Annotated in this window: 14 protein-coding genes and 1 riboswitch; of the genes, 3 read left to right on the top strand and 11 right to left on the bottom strand. The window is 60.4% G+C overall.

The features are described from left to right. Nucleotides 1–55: 55 nt before the first annotated feature. The 3 genes from cpdA to GST84_23915 form a co-directional block, all read right to left on the bottom strand. A complete protein-coding gene (gene cpdA, locus GST84_23905; protein ID XGB15218.1) occupies nucleotides 56–856 on the bottom strand; it encodes a 3',5'-cyclic-AMP phosphodiesterase in 801 nt (266 codons plus the stop codon). 85 nt (nucleotides 857–941) lie between these two features. Further along, nucleotides 942–1394, bottom strand: a complete 453-nt coding sequence (locus GST84_23910) for a DUF1249 domain-containing protein (protein ID XGB15219.1) — start codon at nucleotides 1392–1394, stop codon at nucleotides 942–944. Beyond that, complete coding sequence (locus GST84_23915) at nucleotides 1385–2002, bottom strand: NUDIX domain-containing protein (protein XGB15220.1); 618 nt, start codon at nucleotides 2000–2002, stop codon at nucleotides 1385–1387. Before GST84_23915 ends, GST84_23910 begins: the two co-directional genes overlap by 10 nt. Before the next feature lie 185 nt (nucleotides 2003–2187). Between GST84_23915 and GST84_23920 the strand changes: the two genes are divergently transcribed. Further along, the gene (locus GST84_23920; GenBank protein ID XGB15221.1) at nucleotides 2188–2934 is read left to right on the top strand and encodes a DUF3298 domain-containing protein; all 747 of its coding nucleotides are present in this window, start codon (nucleotides 2188–2190) and stop codon (nucleotides 2932–2934) included. Here GST84_23920 and cytX read toward each other — a convergent pair. Together cytX and thiC are read right to left on the bottom strand one after the other, a co-directional pair. Next, entirely contained in the window at nucleotides 2903–4186 is a 1284-nt protein-coding gene (gene cytX / locus GST84_23925; GenBank protein XGB15222.1) for a putative hydroxymethylpyrimidine transporter CytX, read from the bottom strand. The genes GST84_23920 and cytX overlap by 32 nt on opposite strands. Before the next feature lie 165 nt (nucleotides 4187–4351). Then, nucleotides 4352–6232 carry a phosphomethylpyrimidine synthase ThiC gene (thiC, locus tag GST84_23930; GenBank protein XGB15223.1) on the bottom strand — a complete coding sequence of 627 codons (1881 nt, stop codon included), beginning with the start codon at nucleotides 6230–6232 and terminating at the stop codon, nucleotides 4352–4354. A gap of 153 nt (nucleotides 6233–6385) precedes the next feature. Further along, nucleotides 6386–6492, bottom strand: a riboswitch (TPP riboswitch). A gap of 160 nt (nucleotides 6493–6652) precedes the next feature. Between thiC and GST84_23935 the strand changes: the two genes are divergently transcribed. After that, on the top strand, nucleotides 6653–8086 hold the full coding sequence (locus GST84_23935; protein ID XGB15224.1) for a TolC family outer membrane protein: 1434 nt from the start codon (nucleotides 6653–6655) through the stop codon (nucleotides 8084–8086). A 130-nt stretch (nucleotides 8087–8216) separates the two neighbouring features. Here GST84_23935 and GST84_23940 read toward each other — a convergent pair whose 3' ends face one another. From GST84_23940 to GST84_23965, 6 genes are all read right to left on the bottom strand, one after another. Then, on the bottom strand, nucleotides 8217–13133 hold the full coding sequence (locus GST84_23940; protein XGB15830.1) for a S8 family serine peptidase: 4917 nt from the start codon (nucleotides 13131–13133) through the stop codon (nucleotides 8217–8219). A 500-nt stretch (nucleotides 13134–13633) separates the two neighbouring features. Beyond that, nucleotides 13634–14407 carry a hypothetical protein gene (locus GST84_23945; protein XGB15225.1) on the bottom strand — a complete coding sequence of 258 codons (774 nt, stop codon included), beginning with the start codon at nucleotides 14405–14407 and terminating at the stop codon, nucleotides 13634–13636. Nucleotides 14408–14433: 26 nt separating this feature from the next. After that, entirely contained in the window at nucleotides 14434–15852 is a 1419-nt protein-coding gene (locus GST84_23950; GenBank protein XGB15226.1) for an HlyD family type I secretion periplasmic adaptor subunit, read from the bottom strand. Continuing rightward, nucleotides 15849–17993, bottom strand: a complete 2145-nt coding sequence (locus GST84_23955; protein ID XGB15227.1) for a type I secretion system permease/ATPase — start codon at nucleotides 17991–17993, stop codon at nucleotides 15849–15851. Before GST84_23955 ends, GST84_23950 begins: the two co-directional genes overlap by 4 nt. 238 nt (nucleotides 17994–18231) lie before the next feature. After that, the gene (locus GST84_23960) at nucleotides 18232–19503 is read right to left on the bottom strand and encodes a 3-deoxy-D-manno-octulosonic acid transferase (protein ID XGB15228.1); all 1272 of its coding nucleotides are present in this window, start codon (nucleotides 19501–19503) and stop codon (nucleotides 18232–18234) included. Between the two features lie 11 nt (nucleotides 19504–19514). Then, nucleotides 19515–20405, bottom strand: a complete 891-nt coding sequence (locus GST84_23965; GenBank protein XGB15229.1) for a LysR family transcriptional regulator — start codon at nucleotides 20403–20405, stop codon at nucleotides 19515–19517. A gap of 86 nt (nucleotides 20406–20491) precedes the next feature. On the opposite strand from GST84_23965, the gene GST84_23970 reads away from it, so the two are divergent. Further along, entirely contained in the window at nucleotides 20492–20824 is a 333-nt protein-coding gene (locus GST84_23970; GenBank protein ID XGB15230.1) for a multidrug DMT transporter, read from the top strand. Nucleotides 20825–20863 lie beyond the last annotated feature (39 nt).

Raw genomic sequence — 20863 nt, forward strand, 5'->3', positions numbered from 1 at the left:
TTGACGCAGTGCCACGGATTTCGCAATAATTTTCCGGCAGGCTGACGTGGCCTGCTCAATACCCTGGGCTGTCGAAGTCGAGCTGCACCTCGAAATCCACCGCCCGCTCCACCCCGGTCTCCAGCCGCCCATCGGCATGCAGGCGCAACCAGCGGTACCCCGGATGCTCTTCGCTCACCTGGAAGCCCTCGCTGCGCGCCGCGAACTGAATACAGGTCGACGGTGTGGCCAGCAGGCGCCGCCCCTCTCGGACCTCATCCCATTCCTGGTGCACATGCCCCCATAGCAAAGCCCGTACCTGTGGATATCCCTCAACGATATCGAACAGCGCCTGGGCATTGCGCAAGCCGATCGGCGCGATCCAGGCGCAGCCGATGTCCACTGGCTGATGGTGGAAGCACACCAGGCAATGCCGCTCACCAGCCTCTTTCAAGGCGGCTTCCAGCACGGCCAGCTGGTCATCTTGCAGAAACCCGTGGGTAGCACCGTGCACGGCGGTGTTGAGCATGACCACCCGCCATGCGCCAATATCGGTCACCGCCTGCACCAGCTCCGGCGCCACCTGCGCCATCACCTGAGCCTCGTCATGGTTGCCCGGCAACCAGCGGGTGGGTACGGCAAACGGTGCGGTCAGCTCACGAAACGCTTCATAGGATGCCACGCTGGCATCCTGGGACAGGTCGCCCGTGCACAGCAGCAAGTCGACAAGTGGCTGCTCGCGTCGCACCTGGGCCACCACGTGGCGCAGGCTGTCGCGGGTATTGAGGCCCAGCATGCTGCCAGCCGGGTCGGCGAACAGGTGGGCATCGGTCAGTTGCACCACGTGCACAGGACGGGATTGGTCTGGCGGCAACAACGGCCATCTCCTCGAATGGATTCAGCGGGAATTATGGCTGGGCGACGGTGACGAGCAAACACCCGCAACCGACTCACGTCACAATTCAGCGAACACTTGCCAATTCGTGGCCGCAGGCCAGGCAGTGACTGAGCCACTCACCCAGGAACAGGTTGAGCTGGGCCTTTTCGTCCGGCTGGTGCATGGCGTCGTTTGGATACGGATAGATGCTGCGCAGGCGCCGGGTGTGTTCGGCACTGACCACTTCGGCCATGCGCGCATCGTGATACACCTGCACTTCCAGGTGCGGGACTGGCAACCACGGCAGACTGTGTTCCTGGCGCACATGCAGGGTGGTGGTGTACGGGCAGGCCAGCACCACGTCGAGCACCAGCACGCCGAGCATCTGATCACCCTGGGTCATGCCGATGCGGCGCGAGCTTTGGGTGGTGCGCATGTCGGGCAGCAAGCGCATCAGCCGGGCGTAGTTGGCCTCGCAGGCTGCCTGCAGCCCGACCAGGTCGACTCGATAGCGCTCGCGCAGCAGGTTCACTTCCACATACCTCTTACTTCGTCACGGTTCAGCGCAAGCCATTGCAGGCCAATAATGGTTGCCGCGTTGCAGATGCGCCCGTCGCGCACCGCCTGCAGGGCATCCTCGAACGACCACACGCGTACGCGAATGTCTTCGCCCTCCTCTTCCAGGCCATGCAGCCCTCCCGCGCCCTCGCTGCTGCAACGGCCGAGGAACAGGTGAACGTATTCGTCACTGCCACCTGGCGACGGGAAGTAGCGGGTCATCGGCCACAGGGCGCTGAACGTCAGGCCTGCTTCTTCTTCGGCCTCGCGATGGGCGACTTCCTCGGGCTGCTCGTCTTTGTCGATCAGCCCGGCAACCATCTCGATCAGCCAAGGGTTGGCGACCTTGTCCAGTGCGCCCACGCGGAACTGTTCGATCAGCACCACTTCATCGCGCGCAGGGTCGTAAGGCAGCACGCATACCGCATCGTGGCGCACAAACAGCTCGCGACTGATCTCGCGCCCCATGCCACCGGCAAATAGCTCGTGACGCAGGCGTAACTTGTCGAGCTTGTAAAAGCCCTGGAAGCAATTGGCCCGCTCGATGATTTCGAAGCCCTTGGGCACAGCGTTCAACGCGTCTGACATGGAAATCCTCATTACCTCGAATACTGCTTCGCGCCATCCTACTCCGCACGCCTGTTGGTTTCATCCCTTTCCAGCAACCGCTGGCGCACTCGGGACAGCAGCCCTTCACTCTGTTAGCTTAGTGGCGAACTGAAGGCCGCGCAGACGGTCAAAGGCCGACTTTTCCCTGTTCTGCAAGGATCATCATGACACTTGTCAAACTGACTTCCGTGGCCGTGCTGGCACTCGCTCTGGGCGCCTGCCAGAGCCTGTTCACGCCCAACTACCGGGCCCCGCTCGAGGTCAAGCGCGACGCCTGGGAGCATGTCAAACCCGGCTGCAGCGAGAGCGACTGCCCGCTGGTGAACATCGACATGATCCACTTCCCAGCCCTGCCCAAGCTCGACGGCATCGTCGAAAAACGCCTGCTGCAACTGACCGAAGACAATCAGCATGGCACCGCACCAGCCACCCTGCAGGCCTACGAACAGCAATATCTGGCCAGTGCCGACAAACGTAACAGCAGCTACTTGCAAGCCAAGGTACGCGAACAGCATGACGGGTTGGTGATCATCGAGTTGTCCAGCTACCTGGACAGCGGTGGCGCCCACGGCATGCCCGGCCGCGGCTTCATCAACTATTCACGCAAGCTGGACAAGGTGCTGACCCTGCAGGACATGCTGGTGCCCGGCCAGGAAGACACCTTCTGGAAAACCGTCGAAGAATCGCACCGCGCCTGGCTGATGAGCGTGGGCATGGACAAGGATGCCGAGTTCGTCAAGACCTGGCCATTCAAGAAATCGCCGCACGTCGCTCTGACGTACGGCGCGGTAGTGGTCAAGTACGAGGTCTATGCCATCGCGCCCTACTCCATGGGCCACGTGGAACTGAAGATCCCCTACCCGCGCCTGAATGGCGTACTCAAGCCTGAACTGTTTCCCGGCCGCGGCTGAGGCTCAGTAACCCATGCAGCACACCTGCCAGCAGCAATGCTGGCAGGGTCGCGCCCAGTTCCGGCGCCTTGGCGGCAATCAGGTGATAGGCCACCGCCCCGGCAAACCAGGCCACCAACGCCTGCCAGTGCAAGCCATTGACCTGCGCTGGCAGACGGCGTCGACGGACCACGTAGTGGTCCATCAGCACCACGCCGAACAGCGGCGCGAACACCGAACCGATCAGCAACAGGAAGTTTTCGTACTGTGCCAGTGGCGCCAACAGGGCGATCAGGGTGCACAACACGCCGATGGCCAACGCCAGGTGCTCGACCTTCAGCGGTATAAGCACACCGGTGGAAACCGCCGCCGAGTGGATGTCGGCGAAGGCCTTTTCCGACTCGTCCAGCAGAATTAGCAGCAGCGGGATCCCCATACCGGCGCCCGCCAGGGCCAGCAACAGCGCATTGACTTCGCCACTGGCGGCGAACGCCAGCGTGTAGGCCACGCCCAGGCTCATCAGCCAGGTGTTGCCAATGAAGTAGCCAACGACCGTGCCGCCGAACACATGCTTGCCATTGCGGGCAAAGCGCGAGTAGTCAGCGATCAGCGGCAGCCAGGACAGCGGCATGGCGATGACGATATCGAAGCCAACCGCCAGCGACATCGAACCATCCCCGGCACGGTTCCACAGTTCGGCCAGGTCGGCCTTGGCGAACAGGTTCCAGGTCAGCCACAGGCAAGCGCCCAGCAACAACCAGATGCCCCAGGCGCGCAGCACCTTGCGCACGAAGGCCAGTGGCCCGCTGACAGCCAGCAGGGTGGCCAGGGCACCGAAGCACAGCGTCCAGAGCATGGGGCTGTTCCAGGCACTTTCCTCACCGAACGCTCGCGCACCCAGCAAGCTGGCAGCATCGCGCATGACGATAATCTCGAAAGCGCCCCAACCCACCAGTTGCAGCAAGTTGAGCAGCGCCGGCAAGCGCGCGCCATGGCTGCCCAGGCTGAGTTTCAGGGTGCCCATGGCGGACAGGCCGGTGTCGCTGCCGATAACCCCCGCCGCACCCAGCAACAGCACACCGACACCGGTGCCCAGGGCGATGGCCAGCACGGCGCCAGCAAGGCCCAGGCCTGGCGCCAGCATGGCGCCGACCTGCAGCACCATCAGGCCGATGCCGAGGGAAAACCACAGTGAAAACAGGTCGCGAGCACCGAAAATGCGCTGCTGGATGGGGATTGGATGGTCGGGAGAGAACTGGCTGGGTGATGTCATGGTTGGCGCTCGCCGGCAATATTGTTGGTGTTCCTGGCGAGGACTTCGTCCTCGTATCGCGACGCAAGGCCGCTCCCACAAAAGCCACGCAGGCTTCGAGGCTTGCGCGGTCCTTGTGGGAGCGGCCTTGCGTCGCGAAAGGGCCGCAAAGCGGCCCCAGCGTGCTTACACTTTGTGGTACAGCTGGCTGCCTTCCTGGCGGAACCGCTCGGCCTGCTCACGCATGCCTTGCTCGACCGTCACATCCACGGCCTCGATCTTGGCAGCGTACTCACGCACTTCCTGGGTGATCTTCATCGAGCAGAACTTCGGCCCGCACATCGAGCAGAAGTGCGCGACCTTGGCCGATTCCTTCGGCAGAGTCTCGTCATGGAAAGCACGGGCGGTGTCCGGGTCGAGGCCCAGGTTGAACTGGTCTTCCCAACGGAACTCGAAACGCGCCTTGGACAAGGCGTTGTCGCGGATCTGTGCACCCGGGTGGCCCTTGGCAAGGTCGGCGGCATGCGCGGCGATCTTGTAGGTGATGATGCCGGTCTTGACGTCGTCCTTGTTCGGCAGGCCCAGGTGCTCCTTCGGCGTTACGTAGCAGAGCATGGCGCAACCGAACCAGCCGATCATCGCCGCACCAATGCCCGAGGTGATGTGGTCGTAACCCGGCGCGATATCGGTGGTCAGTGGGCCGAGGGTGTAGAACGGCGCCTCGTCGCAGCACTCCAGCTGCTTGTCCATGTTCTCTTTGATCAATTGCATCGGCACGTGGCCGGGGCCTTCGATCATGCATTGCACGTCGTGCTTCCAGGCAATCTTGGTCAGCTCGCCGAGGGTTTCCAGCTCACCGAATTGCGCCGCGTCGTTGGCGTCGGCAATCGAGCCAGGGCGCAGGCCGTCGCCCAGCGAGAAGCTGACGTCGTAGGCCTTCATGATTTCGCAGATTTCGTCGAAGTGGGTGTACAGGAAGTTTTCCTTGTGGTGCGCCAGGCACCACTTGGCCATGATCGAGCCACCACGGCTGACGATGCCGGTGACGCGCTTGGCGGTCAGGGGTACATAGCGCAGCAGCACACCGGCGTGAATGGTGAAGTAGTCCACGCCCTGTTCGGCCTGCTCGATCAGGGTGTCGCGGAACAGTTCCCAGGTCAGGTCCTCTGCCACACCGTTGACCTTTTCCAGGGCCTGGTAGATCGGCACGGTACCGATCGGTACCGGCGAGTTGCGAATGATCCACTCGCGGGTTTCGTGGATGTGCTTGCCGGTGGACAAGTCCATGACCGTGTCCGAGCCCCAGCGGATGCCCCAGGTCAGCTTGGCCACCTCTTCCTCGATCGAGGAACCCAGGGCGCTGTTGCCGATGTTGCCGTTGATCTTCACCAGGAAGTTACGGCCGATGATCATCGGCTCTACTTCCGGGTGGTTGATGTTGGCCGGAATGATCGCGCGGCCACGGGCGATTTCCTGGCGGACGAATTCAGGGGTGATTTCTTTCGGGATGTTGGCACCGAAGCTGTGGCCGGCATGTTGCTCATTCAGCAGGCCGGCGGCGCGGGCCTCCTGTAACTTCATGTTTTCGCGGATGGCCACGTATTCCATCTCGGCGGTGATGATGCCCTGACGGGCATAGTGCATCTGCGAGACGTTGGCGCCGGCCTTGGCCCGGCGCGGGTTGCGCACATGGGCGAAACGCAGCTTGGCCAGCTCTGCATCGTTCAGGCGCTGCTGACCGAAGTCGGAGCTCAGGCCTTCCAGGCGCTCGGTGTCACCGCGGGCTTCGATCCACGCCGAACGCACATCGGCCAGGCCTTTGCGCACGTCGATGATCACGTCGGGGTCGGTGTACGGGCCAGACGTGTCATACACCAGCACCGGGGCGTTGGACTCGCCGCCGAAATCGGTCGGGGTGTCATCCAGGCTGATTTCACGCATGGGGACGCGGATGTCCGGGCGCGAGCCTTCGACATACACCTTGCGCGAACGCGGGAAGGGTTGCACGGACTGCTGATCGACTTGTGCCGATTCGCTGAGGTTGATCGCTTTTTCTTGTTTGGTCATCACAGGCTCTCCTGACGGCTTCCTAGCAGTGGAATGTCGGGGTGAACCTGAAACGCGCGGACGCACCCTCTTTGGGTGCAGTGCCGGACATGGGGGTGCCTGAAGCTGTAGCAGCTGTGACAATCCCGGACCTGGCACAAGAGGCTCCCCGGGAAGGCGAGCAATCTTGTTCCCTACGCAGGCGCTAACCTGATCAGGTTCAACGGGATCCGCACCTCTGCGATCTCAGCCTTTGCTTCAAGGCACCCCGACAAGAACATGCGCAGTCTAGACTGGAGTGGTCAGCAAAGCCAAGCAGGTAAATGCGCGGATGATGAAAGGCACACCGAGCGATTGTTGCCGGGTGCGCATGGCACTACACTGGCCCATCGCTCGATACTCAACAGTTCAGTAATTAAATTTCGTACAAGGATTGCCTCTATGCTGCGCAAACTCTCACTGGCGATAGCCGTGTCTTGTGCGTCCAACGGAGTGGTCTGGGCAGCGGACGTGCCCTCGACAGTCAAGACCGATCTGGTCAGCGTCTACCAGGAGGCAGTGGACAACAACGCCGACCTGGCTGCCGCACGCGCCGATTACGGGGCGCGCCGCGAAGTGGTGCCGCAGGCCCGCGCCGGGTTGCTGCCAAACCTGTCGGCCGGTGCCGAGATGATGAACACCCGCACCAAGCTGGACGAGCCGTCCATGACGTCCAATCGCAGCGGCAACTCCTGGAGCGCGACCTTGGCTCAGCCGATCTTCCGCGCTGATCGCTGGTTCCAGTTGCAAGCCGCCGAAGCCGTCAACGAACAGGCAGCACTGGAGCTGTCGGCGACCGAGCAAAACCTGATCCTGCAAACCGCGCAAAACTACTTCGCCGTCCTCCGCGCCCAGGACAACCTGGCCGCCACCAAGGCAGAGGAAGCGGCCTTCAAGCGCCAGCTGGATCAGTCCAACGAGCGTTTCGACGTGGGCCTTTCGGACAAGACCGACGTGCTGCAATCCCAAGCCAGTTATGACACTGCACGCGCTAACCGGATCATCGCCGAACGCCAGGTGCAGGATGCCTTCGAGGCCCTGGTGACCCTGACCAACCGTGAGTACACCTCTATCCAGGGCGTAGTGCATAGCCTGCCGGTACAAGTGCCAACGCCCAACGATGCCAAAGCCTGGGTCGAAACCGCCGGGCGCCAGAACCTCAACCTGCTGGCCACCAACTACGCGGTTTCTGCCGCAGAAGAGACCCTGCGTCAGCGCAAGGCCGGGCATGCCCCGACCCTGGACGCCGTGGCCAAGTACCAGAAGGGTGATAACGACAGCCTCGGCTTTACCAACCCATCGCAACTGGGGGTGCGCTACAGCGGCGACGTCGAGCAGACCAGCGTTGGCCTGCAACTGAATATCCCGATCTACAGCGGCGGCCTGACCAGCTCGCAGGTACGCGAGGCTTACCAGCGCCTGAGCCAGAGCGAGCAACAGCGTGAAAGCCTGCGCCGCCAGGTCGTGGAAAACACCCGCAACCTGCACCGCGCAGTGAACACCGATGTGGAACAGGTACAGGCGCGCAAGCAGTCGATCATTTCCAACCAGAGCGCGCTGGAAGCCACCGAAATCGGCTACCAGGTCGGTACCCGCAACATCGTCGACGTGCTTGATGCCCAGCGCCAGCTGTACACCTCGGTGCGCGACTACAACAATAGCCGTTACGACTACATTCTCGACAACCTGAGCCTGAAGCAGGCAGCCGGCACCCTGAGCCCGCAAGACCTGCAGGACCTGAAGCGCTACCTGAAACCTGACTACAACCCGGACAAGGACTTCCTGCCACCGGACCTGGCGGCAGCAGCGGCCAAGAACTTCGAGCGCAGGCCTTGAGATAGGGGCTGGACTCTTCGCGGGCTTGCCCGCTCCCACACGGTGCCAGGCCTGAAGGCATGATGCACCTGTGGGAGCTGGCTCGCTGGCGATAGGCCTCCAAAATCACTCCAGCCCTGAACGACAACGCCTAGGCGGCTACGGCAATCGTCGAGTCGATGCGTTGAACCGACATATCACCAATTAGCGCAGGCCCCGCAGGTTCAGGGGCGAACGCAGCCATTGCGTCAACAAGATTCCCCAGGCTCGGTAGCGAGTGCTCGACAGCAAACAGCGATGACCCTGCTGAAAGGGCGGAAATTTCTGGCACGGCAACCGCTTCAGATGTGACCATTGCCGGCTGCGCAAAGATAAAGTCCTCCGCTGTCACCTGCGCAACTTCGAGCGCATCCAGGTACAGCATCTTCACAATACCTTCCTGCCCCGGCACTGCCTGAGTATCAACGGCTACACCGTGGATCTGCGCAAAGTCATTGAGTTTGAAGCGCTGGACTTTGCTGACGTGCAGATCCTCGAAGCGACTGATGCCTACCTGGGTCAGGTCAATCTTGTCGATACCGTGTCGGAACCCCCGAAGGGTGTTCTTGTAATCGCTCACACCTTCTTGTTTTGTCACCAGAAACACGCTGGGCGCAACCGTCGGCGGGGAATATATCGTGCCTGCCAACGAAGCCACCAACTGCCCGGATGCGTCACTGGCAAGCGACACGCCACCTGCACCACCGGTAAGCAGAACATTTGCGTTGACAGGCGGGGTCGTCTGCTCTTCAGGGCTGCCCTCGAAATAACCTGGTGCAGCGGTGAAAGCGTCAAGGAAACGGAAGTTCGCTGACCGCAGTTCAGCAATCGTAGTGTCCGCAATCGTCAGCTTCTGCCCACTGCCAAGGTCGAGCACAGTCGAATTGCCGTCCTGTTGCATCTGCAAGTCAGCAAACCCTGAACCACCAAAGCCGACCAGGTCGATCACCTCACGCGAAGTCTCGAACTGCTTGAGTACATCGTTACCGCCTGCACGCCTGTGGATGACAAAGCGGTCGGTACCCTCACCCCCCTTGAGGAGATTGTACCCACGGCCACCATCCAGTAATGCCCCGGCGGGCCCGGCGATCAAGGTATCGTCGCCATCACCACTGATAAGGTTTTGCACCGAGCCAGAGGTTATGGTGAGCGCCGCACCGGCAATACTGGCGCTGCCGCTGGCCAGATCCACCGAGATACTGCGACTTACTGCAGCCGCGTTCAACGTATTGCGCCCGCCAGCGGTGCCGCTGATGGCATCGTCAAGCTTCGCGCGCCCTGGGTTTTCTGCCACCAGGTTCGCGTAGTCGTCGGTGAAGTAATAGACATCATCGGTGGTGCCGGGGCTGCCGACGAGGCGCAGCGTCCAGCGATCAAGCGTTAACGGTAAGCCAGCAACAGCATTACGCACCTCGAGTTTCCACTCCCCAGCCGAGCGCTCTGCGCGATGATGGGTCGACATGAACCCATATTTGAACGCCCCTGAACGCGAATCGCCCAGATCGTCATCACCCGAGCCCGGCGCCTTGCCTGTGCGATCGAGCAGTACGCTGCGCGTGCCGCCAGGCGACACCAGCGTGAGCGTCATGTCGCCAAGGCGGCCGACCATCGAGTGGACATCGACCTCCACATGCTCCACCAGCAAATCAGCCGGCAGGGTCAAAGACAAAGTCGCAACCTGTCCCGCCGCAACCTGTTGAGCCACTGGTTCACTGCTGGCTGTCAGCAGCCGTTCATTGGCCTTGGTCGCCCGGCTCCCCCAGGACTCGGCAAGGCGCACCGCGGCGCGGGCGTCGATCATGCCAAAGCCATAGTCGTGGCTGGCGTGCATGCCACCGCCATTCCAATTGCGCCCTGCGTTGTAAGCCCATTGGGTTGATGCGTCATCCACTTTGCGCGCAGACAGTGCGAGGATCTGCTGAACATCCCGGTAACCCAACCCCGGGTTGGCCTGCAACATCAACGCCACCACGCCTGAGACGATCGGCGCGGCGAAACTGGTGCCCTGAGTCGTGCTGTAGGCGCTGCCGACCGACGCACCGCGCTCCGCTTCAAGGCTGACGCCACTGGATAAAACATGGCTCCCCGGTGCAGCGACCAGCAAGCTGGAGCCTGGATTGGAAAAGGGTGCCGTGGCAGCTTGCAGTACCGAGAGGTCTGCCTTTGCGTTGATGGCCGCCACTTCAATGGCGTGGCGGTTGTTGTTGGTCAGCGAGCCCTGTGCATTACCGCCTTTATGGCGCTGGTTGCCACCAGAGGCGACGACGATGGTGCCTAGCCCGCCACGGCCGTTGGTGGCGGCAAGCGTAGTGCTGAATGCCAGCGCCAGAGCAGTATCGACTTTTCCTTCTGGAACATTTGTGAGTCCGAAGTCCGTTTTGAAACCCCAACTGTTGTTGGCTATGTCGTAGTTGACCATTTGCCCCAGATTGGTCAGGTCATCGCCTTTGTTGGCCAGGTAGTGCCCGCCGATCTTCGCCTCATATGCGATGCCGATCCCTCCTTGATCATTGCGCGCGCCAACCATGACCCCAGCCACTTGAGTGGCGTGATTGGACGCCAGAGCGGGCAGCGTGCCATTAGTGCGTTGAGTTTGTAGCCAGATAGGATCGATATTCGGCTTGAGATCGGGGTGCCCGATGTCGAAGATTTCCGGTGCCACGGCAAACTCCCCACCCGGCTCGAACTGCCCTATCCTCACCCCCTTGCCCGTGAAGTCACGCCATACCGGCGCGACATTGATCTCGTCCAGGTACCACTGCCGCCCCGACAGCGGGTCAGCGGGGGATTGTTCATGGCGCAACGTTACCGTTGCCCGCAAGGGTGCTGATGCAGCACTGCCCACTTCGGTCACACTCATGGACGCATTGCCGGCAGCATCGACCAAGTCGTAGCGGAAACTGACATCACCGTCATGGCCTGGCAACGGCGTGACCTCCACATCACCCTGCTCATTCAGCCGCACTGTTGCACCCTTGCCAGCGCTGACTGAGGCGATGCGCAATGGCCCGCTGCTGCCAAGTGGCTGGTCATTGCCCAGCAGCGCCGTTGCAGGGACTATCAGCGCCGTGTCAGTGGTGGCGAATGTAGCCAGTTGCTCAGGCGAGAGCCTGTCGCCGATTGGCATGGCGCCCCCGCCGAGAAGATCGATGGCAGCAATGTCGGCGAAGCTGAGTTTCTGGATGTTGCTCAAGCTCAGACGGCCATCTCGTCCCGCCACGGTGTCGGTGATCAGGTGGCCCGATTCGGTACGTGTGATCAGGTACTCGTCGTGAGCACCATGCAAACTGACCAGGTTGGTGCCCGCGCCTCCGTCAATCGTGGCATCGCCGCGTCCGGCCTCGATCACGTCATCGGCAGCACCGCCCGTAATCCGATCAGCGCCACCACCGGCGTAAATGATACTTCCGCCCGCCGAGGCCTGAATGCGATCCCCCTTGGGGCCCGCATAGATCACCGACTTGCCGGTACCGCCAATGATGTCGTTACGGCCCGTACCGCCAACCAGCACATCGTTGCCGCCACCGCCAATCAGCAAGCTGTCGCCCGAGCCGCCCTTTATGAAAACTCCGCGTTGACCGCCGCTGGCGATGATGTCCTTACCCCGCCCGCCTTGCGCAATTGTCAGCCCGGCCTTGGCCATGTTCAGCCCAACGCCATGCTCCCCCACGATCAGTGCCGTGTCGCGCCCACCATTGCCCTGCATGTTCGCCCAATCGTCGCTGGCACTGATCACGAATACATCGTCGCCCGCCCCGCCGTGATAGGTGTTGCTGCCACCGCCACCAACCAGCCAACTGCCCCCTGGGGCCGCGGTCAAGACATCATCGCCCGCGCTGCCGTACAGCGTCTGTACGCCGAGCGCTGCGGCGTCCAGCGTGCTGCCTTGAGCACTCTGGCTGATGTAGGCCCTTCGGGAAGTGGGCCCGCTTGACGAAGTCAGTAGAGTGCCACCCTCCTGGGCCTCGATCCGATTACCGACGGTATCGGCGAGAAACCTCACCGCCAGTACTTCCCGGTCCTCACCATTAACAGTGAAAGCGCCTCGGGAAATGACCTCGTTACCCTGACGCACCTCTCCTACCGGCTCGACCTGGCCGAGCCTGATCTGGCTAATGCCATGCTCCTGCAATGCCCTCAGCTCACCGGCATCGGCACGCCCGTCATGGTTGCCATCGACCCACACCTTCAATTGCGCCCAGATGGCGTCTTCAACGTTGATGACGCCATCGGCGTTGGCGTCGACACTTGCCAGGGCGGCGAAGCCATCCTTGAACGGTGTTTCACCAGAGCTGCCGTCGCTGCCTGCCTTGCCGCCGTAGTATTCGGAGAACAGCTGGCTGACGTTGCTCACCTGGCCGGTACCGTTGTCATGCACCAGCATGCCGGTCAGCCGGTCTGCCCAGCCGGTGCGGCGCAGTGAACCACTGTTATCGATATCGAACAGTACGCCTTCCTCGATACCCGTCAGACCAACGCCCTTGCCGCTGAGGTCGAGCAAGAGCGGGTCGACAAACGTGTTCACCGTGGTCATTGCTGCCAACCCGTTGAGTACCACGGCATTGCGCAGGCTGAAATCCGGTTGTTCATTGCCATCACGATAGAACTGAGCCAGATGCTGATTGGGTCGCACGTTGGGGTCGATCTGCAGCTCGCCAGGGCGAACACCACCGGTGGCCAAACTGCCCAACTGAGCGGAGGTGAAGTCGGTGTTGTCGAGGGTGCTGTCGGTGAATGCGATACTGTGGGTCAGGCGACGATCGACGTAGCCGTTGGAGACGTCATTGCGGATATCGTCCTGGCCTTGGAGGTCGCGGCGGGATTCGGTTGTGGGGGTGATTTCGATTTTGATTGAGGCGTCTGATGCACCTCCACCTAAACCAGTATCTTGATGTATGAAAAAATCAACCAGTTTGTCGAAAGTAGTTGACGCAAGATCGAACCATCCCGTGGGTGCTTCGATATGATGAAACCACTTTCTAGCAGCTCCAATTACCTCTTTTGAACCCAACACACTTTTTTGGCTCATAAAAGCATGGGTACGCCCTGCCAGCTCTAGCTCCTTCGCGGGATCCCCCGCAGAGGACAAAACCAGTCCCCAATATATCTGTTTACTTTCTTCTGGCAATCCTAAAAATATGGGATAAAGGGTCCAAGCGCTTTCAGGATATCCGGAACCTTCAAATACTTGCTTATGGAAATTCGCTATAGCAGCTTGAGGTATTGGCCCTGAAACAAAACCATCCACCGCATGCGCCTTTAACGCATTCAGATATTCCTTAGCCATATTAAAACGGATGGCTTCAACATCTTCATCGCGCATTGGCATACCCGCTTCTGCGGCTACGCCTTTCATGTAGTTTATCGCCGCCACACCTGCAATGCTGTTCCCCCGAGCCACACCATTTGCGAGCACCGCATATTTATCACCTTTTTCGGCTAATTTATCATACATCGCCGACGGACCTTCTTTTGTTAACAACTCGCTTGCAAGCTCGATATCAGAATGGCTTAATTTCATCATAAAAATTATCCTTGTATACCATTAGAAGCCAAGAAGATTTTTACACGCGATGCTATCTCACCCCACTCGCTCAATTCGTCCCATCCAAAATCAATCTTTACAATAGCTTTACTGTCCTCCAGCAAATATCTAAAATGACAGCGATGGTATTTAGACCTATACTTACTCCAACTACACCTTCCAATTTGCTCCATGTACCCATTTCTTTCAGACCAGAAAATCATCCGTGGTGAATTGGGGAAAACGCTATCAACACCTTCCACTCGATTCAAACCTAATTGTCTATCAAACACCTTGGCCTCTCGCTGCTTATGAGTTGCCTCGGAAATGAAAAAATCAAAGGTTTCGCGCAGTCCCCTCTCACCGGCGGGCCATGGTTCAATCGTCACTACGATTCCACTAAACGTCTCTGAGAAATAGTTTCCCGGCGTTAACTCAGGCCAGTTCATGGCCAGACTTAAAGAATATAAATTTGATTCACACCCTCTATCAACGCCGCCAGCCCCTCTCTTATAACTTCCTTCATCCTCATATTCCGGCCAGAAAGGAACATATTCGCTTGAAAACTCATACATAACACCGGACACCACACCACATACTTTTGGTGCAGGGGGTGCTACCGGCTTCGATTTCTCGCTTAAAGCAACAGTCGCCACTACTAAAGCAACACAGCTCGCGGGAAGACACAACGCGACGGCGGCGCTAACCCTCAGTGCATTCCATATAATTTCGTACAGCATTCTCCAGCCGTTTTTTTCTCGTAGCTGATTCGCGCCCATCTGTTATCGCCCTCACAAGTAATCACTTAGCGCTCCGTTAAACTTTCCTGCACATGTCGCCGCAAAGGTCTTAGAAAATAACTTATAACCTTGCGCTTATCCGTAATAACCTCCGCACGCACTGACATACCCGCCGTCAACGGAACATCCTGTTTTCCTACACGCATTATTTCCTTACCCAGGCGGACTCGAGCGCTATAAACCAACCCTCGCTTCTCATCTTCAATGGCATCGTCAGAAATACTCTCCACCACCCCCGGGACAACCCCGTACTGGGTAAACGTGAACGTCTCAACTTTCACTTCCACTGGCTGCCCGGGATATACAAAGCCGATATCTTTGTTCTCGACTTTCACTTCCACTTCCACCGGCTCGCCCGTCGGCACAATGACCATCAGTGTCTGCGCGGGTGTAACCACCCCGCCCTGTGTATGGATCGCCAACTGCTGGACGGTGCCGTCAACGGGGGATGTCAGTACCTTGAGGCGATGCCGCTGCTCGGCCTTGTTCAACTCCTGCTCAAGGGTTGCAATGCGCCGTTGCGCCTCACCGTGAAGATCGAGCATGGCTCTGCGCAGTTGGGCAATGGCACCGCTGCGGCGGTGCTGAGCAGCAAGCCGTGCAGCGTTCAGTTCGTCGATGCGCGAGCGCTGGAGTGCCAGTTCGCGTTCCTGCTCCAGGCGGGCCTGCTCCTTTTCCAGGTAGGTGTGCTTGGCCACGGCCGATTCGCTGAACAACAGCTTGTAATCCGCCGTCAGTTGGCGGGTGATCACCAACAGTTGCCGGAGCGCGTCAGCCCGGCCCTGGGCGGAACGGATTTCGGCAGCGCGTTGACCGATTTCGGCATCGGCCTGTTCCAGCGTGGCCTGCAACTCCAGGTATTGCCCCTCCAGCCAGCGCTGCGCGCCTGCCTGCTGCGCGGCCGTGGCCTGCGGTATCAATGGTGCCAGGGAGGCAGGTGCCACATCGCCGTCCAGCGCACTCAGCAGTGTGCTGGCGCGGGCCTGGTCGATCTGTGCAGCCAGCAGTTCGCTGCCCAGGCGCTTGATGTCAGCCTCGGTCAACTGCCCTTCCAGCTCGACCAGCACATCGCCTTTGCGCACCGGCTGGCCATCGACGACGTGGATCGACTGCACCACCGCGACCTCGCTGGCCTGTATCAACTTGCTCCTGCCACTGGGCACGATCTTGCCTTCGGCACTGGCGATGACATCGATCTCACCGATGCAAGCCCAGGCGAGCGCCAGCCCGATGAACATCAGCAGGCTCCACTGCAGGTAGCGCGGCAAGGGATGCACTGGCGTTTCCTGCAAGGACAGTGCCGCAGGTAAAAAGGCCAGTTCGTCGGGCTCACGTACGGGGCCGTCCATGCTCCGGCGCTTTCGCCATGCCGTTATCCACGCATCCCGGTAGCGCTCGGCAAGGTCCTTGAACGCCACACTCATACGGCGGCCCCGAGCTGCAGTTGATGCAGGTAGGCATAGGTGCCCTGTGGATAACCCAGCAGCTCATCATGAGTCCCTTGCTCGATGATCTGCCCACGCTCCATGACCACGATGCGGTCGGCATGGCGTACTGCCGAGAGCCGATGGGCAATGATGATGACCGTGCGCTGCGCGCAAATCCGCGCCATGTTCTGCTGGATGATCCGTTCGGACTCATAGTCCAGCGCACTGGTGGCTTCGTCGAAAATGAGGATGCGTGGGTTGCCGAACAGCGCTCGGGCGATGGCTATGCGCTGTCGCTGCCCACCCGACAGGCTGGCGCCGTGCTCACCAATCAGGGTTTCGTAGCCATCCGGTAATTCGAGGATGAACTCGTGAGCACCCGCCAGCGTCGCTGCGGCGATCACTTCTTCAAGCGGTGCCGCTGGGTTGCCGAGGGCAATGTTCTCGCGCACGGTGCGCCGGAAAAGCACGTTGTCCTGCAACACCACACCGATCTGCCGACGCAGTGACGCCACATCGGCTACCGCCAGGTCAGCACCGTCGAGCAGTACCCGCCCCCGCTCGGGTGAGTACAGCCGCTGAATCAAGCGTGTCAGCGTGCTCTTGCCTGACCCCGAGCGACCTACAATGCCTATCACTTCTCCGGCGGCGATCTTCAGGCTGACGTCGCGCACGACTTCGCCCCCGTCCGGCCGATAGCGAAAACACACACGATCGAGCTCGATCTGCCCGACAAGTGTGGGCAGCACCGTGCCCTTGCCTTGGTTGACCTCGGTACGGGTGTTGAGAATGTCACCCAGGCGTTGAATCGATACCCCTGTCTGCTGGAAGCTGGTCCAGAGTTGGGCCAGGCGGATGATGGGCTGCGACACGCGCCCTGCGAGCATGTTGAAGGCGATCAGCTCGCCCACCGTGAGTGCGCCTTCGATGACCAGCCGGGCCCCCAGCCACAAGGTGGCTACCGTGACCAGCTTGCCGATCAGGCCGACGCTTTCATTGGCGATACTGGAAAGGTTCTGGGTCTTGAAACTGGCAGATACATAAGCGGCCAACTGATCATTCCAGCGCCGGGTCACCTGAGGTTCCACGGCCATCGACTTCAGTGTGTCGATGCCGTTGACCGCCTCGACCAGAAAGGCCTGGTTCTCGGCGCCGCGCTGGAAGCTTTGATCAATCAACGCCCGCAGTAGCGGAGTAACGACCAAGGATACGAGAAAATAGAAAGGCAGCGAGCCAACGACGACCAGCGTCAACCATCCGCTATAGAGGAACATGACAGCGATGAAGACCACCGAGAACAGCACATCCAGCACTAGCGTGATGCTGTTGTTGGTCAGGAAACTTCTGATGTTCTCCAGTTCTCGCACTCGGGCAACCGAGTCACCGACTCGCCTGGCGTGAAAATAGGCGGTGGGAAGATCGATCAAATGCCTGAACAGTTTTGCACCCAGTTCGACATCGATTCTTGACGCTGTATGAGCTGCCACATAGGTACGCAACCCACTCAGCAATGTTTCAAACAGAACGACGACCAATAAACCCAAGGCGATAACATCCAGCGTGGTCAAACCGCGATGCACCAGGACTTTGTCCATTACCACCTGAAAGAACAAAGGCGTCAGCAAAGCCAGTATCTGAATGACCAGGGAAACCACGAGCACTTCGCCAAATAGCCGCCTGTACTTCACCAGGGCAGGAATGAACCAGGTAAAGTCGAAGCGTGACAGCCCGAGGGGCAACTGGGCATCGGAGCGAACCAGAATGAGTTCTCCCGACCAGCGCACCACCAGTTCCGCGAAGGTCAGCGCTTGCGGCGCGCGGGAATGGGGGTCCTGCACCAGAACCTTCTCGCCCTCCACGCGCGCGATGATGAAGTATTCACCACGCGTATCCACTGCAATAGCGGGCAAGGGCGTCTGCTGCAGCCGGGCCGGATCGACGCTGCGGTGTCTGGCCTTGAGGCCAAGTTGCTGAAATGCCCGAAGTAGTGTGCAGGTAGAGAAACGCTCACCCGCTGCTGCATGATCGTGCTGCAACTGCTCGGCAGAGACGGCAACACCATGGTAACGCGCCAGCGTGATAAGACACACCAGCCCACTTTCAATAGTGTTGGCATTGCCATCAGATAAATCAGCCATCACGCCACCTCTTATGAAAACCGGACATGAGGCGATACTAGCCCGAAGCAATAGGACAAACGTCCTACAAGCTTCCGACACAAGCGTGTGACACTTCTGACTTTTAAAGTCTATTCGTAGGAAGTTTCCTAACGGCGAGAAATCCAGTGTAGGAAGTTATAACTTACGCCGTAGGAATAAATAACCAGAATCAGACATACCCACTCTAGACCGGGTCTTTGAGTGGATATGTCGATTATCAGCGGATCAAGGCCCCCAGACCCTCGAGCAATCGCTGCAAAGCCCCCTGATTGGCCCGCATCACCGCCCTGCCCGCCTCGCCCATGCGCTGGGCATCCTGCGGCAGTTCCACCAGACGGCGCACCGCGCCGGCCAGCCCGTCAGCATCATCCACCTGCTGCAACGCACCCGCCTCGCGCAGCATCGCGCTGATTTCGAGGAAGTTGAACACATGCGGCCCCATGAGCACCGGCAAGGCCAGCGCCGCAGGCTCCAACGGATTGTGCCCACCGGTCGGCACCAGGCTGCCACCGACGAAGGCAATGTCGGCCAGGGCATACAGGAACAGCAGTTCGCCCATGGTGTCGCCCAGCAATACCCGCGTTTGCGCATCGACCAGCGTGCCGGCAGAGCGGCGCACGGTGGGGAACTGCTCGCTGCACAGCGCATGCACTGCATTGAAGCGCTCGGGATGGCGCGGCACCAGGATCAGCAAGGCATCGCCATGCACCTGCAACAACTGCCGATGCGCCTGCAGGATCAAGGCATCTTCACCTTCGTGGGTGCTGGCGGCGATCCACACAGGACGCTGGCCGCCCCCCCACTGTTCACGCAATGCCTTGGCGCGCGGCAGCAGCTGTTCGTCGATCTTCAGGTCGAACTTGATCGAACCGGTGACTTGCACGCGCTCAGGGCGTGCACCCAGGTCACGGAAGCGCTGGGCCTCGGTTTCGGTTTGCACGGCAATCAGGCTCATCTCGGCCAGCATCGGCCGGGTAAGCCTGGCAAAGCGCCCATAGCCACGGGCCGAGCGCTCGGACAAGCGCGCATTGGCCAGCGCCACCGGAATGCCGCGCCTGGCACACTGGTGAATGTGGTTGGGCCAAAGCTCGGTTTCCATGATGATGCCCAGCTTAGGCTGCACATGATCGAGAAAACGCCCCGCCGCCCAAGGCAGGTCGTAGGGCAGGTAGCAATGCTGCACGCGCGGTTCGTCGGCGAACATGGCGCGGATGCGTTCAGAGCCGGTAGGGGTCATGCAGGTCAGTGTGATCGGCAGCTCCGGATAAGCCTTGAGCAAGGCACGCACCATGGGTGCGGCCGCAATGCTCTCGCCCACCGATACCGCATGCACCCAGATGCCACCCTGGCGCATGGCCGGCAGCTTGAAAGCAAAACGCTCGCCGATACGCTGGCCATAGGCCGGCGCCTTGCGCGCGCGCAGGTACAGGCGCAGCGCAACCAGCGGCAGGCCCAGGTGAAACAACAAGGTATAGAGAGTTCTGTTCATGGCGGCGAATTCTACCCGATCGCGCGAAGGTGCACTGCAAAGCGCTCGGCCAGCCACTGCGCGGCCGGGCCCAGAGGCTCATCACGGCGCCAGGCCAGCTCCGCCACCAAAGCCGGCGGCCGCCAATCGCTGTCCAGTTCGACCATGTGCGCCTGGTAGGTCGGGTACTGCACCACATGCCGGGGTAACCAGGCCCAGCCCAGGCCGCGCATCAGTAGTTCGGCCATGGCGTAGAAGCTGTCGGCACGCCATACCTGCGGGCTGATCGCCTCGCCGCCAGGGTAACCGCTTTGTTGTGGCGTGATCAGCAACTGCCGGTGGCGGGCCAATTGTTGGCGGGTGACCCGGCCTTCGCCTGCCAGCGGGTGGCCGGCCGCGCACACCGTGACCATCTCCACGCTGCCCAAGGCACGGCGTTCCAAGGAAGCCGGGATGCTTTCGTGGAGGAAGAACAGGCCCAGATCGGCGCGCCGCTCCACCAGCTTGCGCGCCACATCGCCCTGGGCTCCACTGGCCAATTGCACCTCTAGGAACGGGTAGCGGCTAGCCAGTTCGTCAAGGCTGTCGATCACCGGCTGATATGGCATGGCTTCGTCCTGCGCGACCCGCAGCAAGGCCTCCTGCCCGCGCATCAGGGCCAGGGCGCGGCCATCCAGGCGTTCGCACTGGCGTAACAATTCGCGGGCGTCTTCCAGCAAGGCGCTGCCATTTTCAGTCAGTTTCGGTTGCCGGCCGCTGCTGCGCTCGAACAGGGTGACCCCTAGGTCTGTTTCGAGCAGCGCGATGGCGCTGCTGATCGCCGACTGGGCTTTGTGCTGCTCACGTGCCACCGCGGAGAACGAGCGCAGTTCTGCAACGCGCAGAAAGGTACGCAATTGTTCAAGATTCCACTGCTCGGCCATCAACCTATCTCCCAAATTGATAGGTAATGACTTTACCCCATCCAGGCAACGTCTAGAATGCCCGCTCAGTAACGGAGGATCCCGCCATGAATGCCTATACCTACCTCGCCATTGCCATCTGCGCCGAAGTCATCGCCACCGCCTCGATGAAGGCGGTGAAAGGCCTGAGCACGCCGTTGCCACTGCTGCTGATGGTGGTTGGCTATGGCATTGCGTTCTGGATGCTGACGCTGGTGGTACGCAGCATTCCGGTGGGGATTGCCTATGCCATCTGGTCGGGCCTGGGGATTGTGCTGATCAGTGTGGCGGCGCTGGTGATCTATGGGCAGAAGCTGGATATGCCGGCGATGCTTGGCATGGCCATGATCGTGGGTGGCGTGGTGGTGATTCAGCTGTTTTCGAAGACGGCTGGGCATTGATGTTTGCCCTGCGTCTGGCTGGAGGTCGTGCCAGGGCTG

Source organism: Pseudomonas putida (assembly GCA_041879295.1).
Taxonomy (GTDB): Bacteria; Pseudomonadota; Gammaproteobacteria; order Pseudomonadales; family Pseudomonadaceae; genus Aquipseudomonas; species Aquipseudomonas putida_Y.

Bases quoted from the DNA above. Each gene is read 5' to 3' on its own strand.
- GST84_23915 (XGB15220.1), bottom strand. From the start codon at position 2,002: ATGTCAGACGCGTTGAACGCTGTGCCCAAGGGCTTCGAAATCATCGAG.
- GST84_23920 (XGB15221.1), top strand. From the start codon at position 2,188: ATGACACTTGTCAAACTGACTTCCGTGGCCGTGCTGGCACTCGCTCTG.
- cytX (XGB15222.1), bottom strand. From the start codon at position 4,186: ATGACATCACCCAGCCAGTTCTCTCCCGACCATCCAATCCCCATCCAG.
- thiC (XGB15223.1), bottom strand. From the start codon at position 6,232: ATGACCAAACAAGAAAAAGCGATCAACCTCAGCGAATCGGCACAAGTC.
- GST84_23935 (XGB15224.1), top strand. From the start codon at position 6,653: ATGCTGCGCAAACTCTCACTGGCGATAGCCGTGTCTTGTGCGTCCAAC.
- GST84_23940 (XGB15830.1), bottom strand. From the start codon at position 13,133: ATGAGCCAAAAAAGTGTGTTGGGTTCAAAAGAGGTAATTGGAGCTGCT.
- GST84_23945 (XGB15225.1), bottom strand. From the start codon at position 14,407: ATGGGCGCGAATCAGCTACGAGAAAAAAACGGCTGGAGAATGCTGTAC.
- GST84_23950 (XGB15226.1), bottom strand. From the start codon at position 15,852: ATGAGTGTGGCGTTCAAGGACCTTGCCGAGCGCTACCGGGATGCGTGG.
- GST84_23955 (XGB15227.1), bottom strand. From the start codon at position 17,993: ATGGCTGATTTATCTGATGGCAATGCCAACACTATTGAAAGTGGGCTG.
- GST84_23960 (XGB15228.1), bottom strand. From the start codon at position 19,503: ATGAACAGAACTCTCTATACCTTGTTGTTTCACCTGGGCCTGCCGCTG.
- GST84_23965 (XGB15229.1), bottom strand. From the start codon at position 20,405: ATGGCCGAGCAGTGGAATCTTGAACAATTGCGTACCTTTCTGCGCGTT.
- GST84_23970 (XGB15230.1), top strand. From the start codon at position 20,492: ATGAATGCCTATACCTACCTCGCCATTGCCATCTGCGCCGAAGTCATC.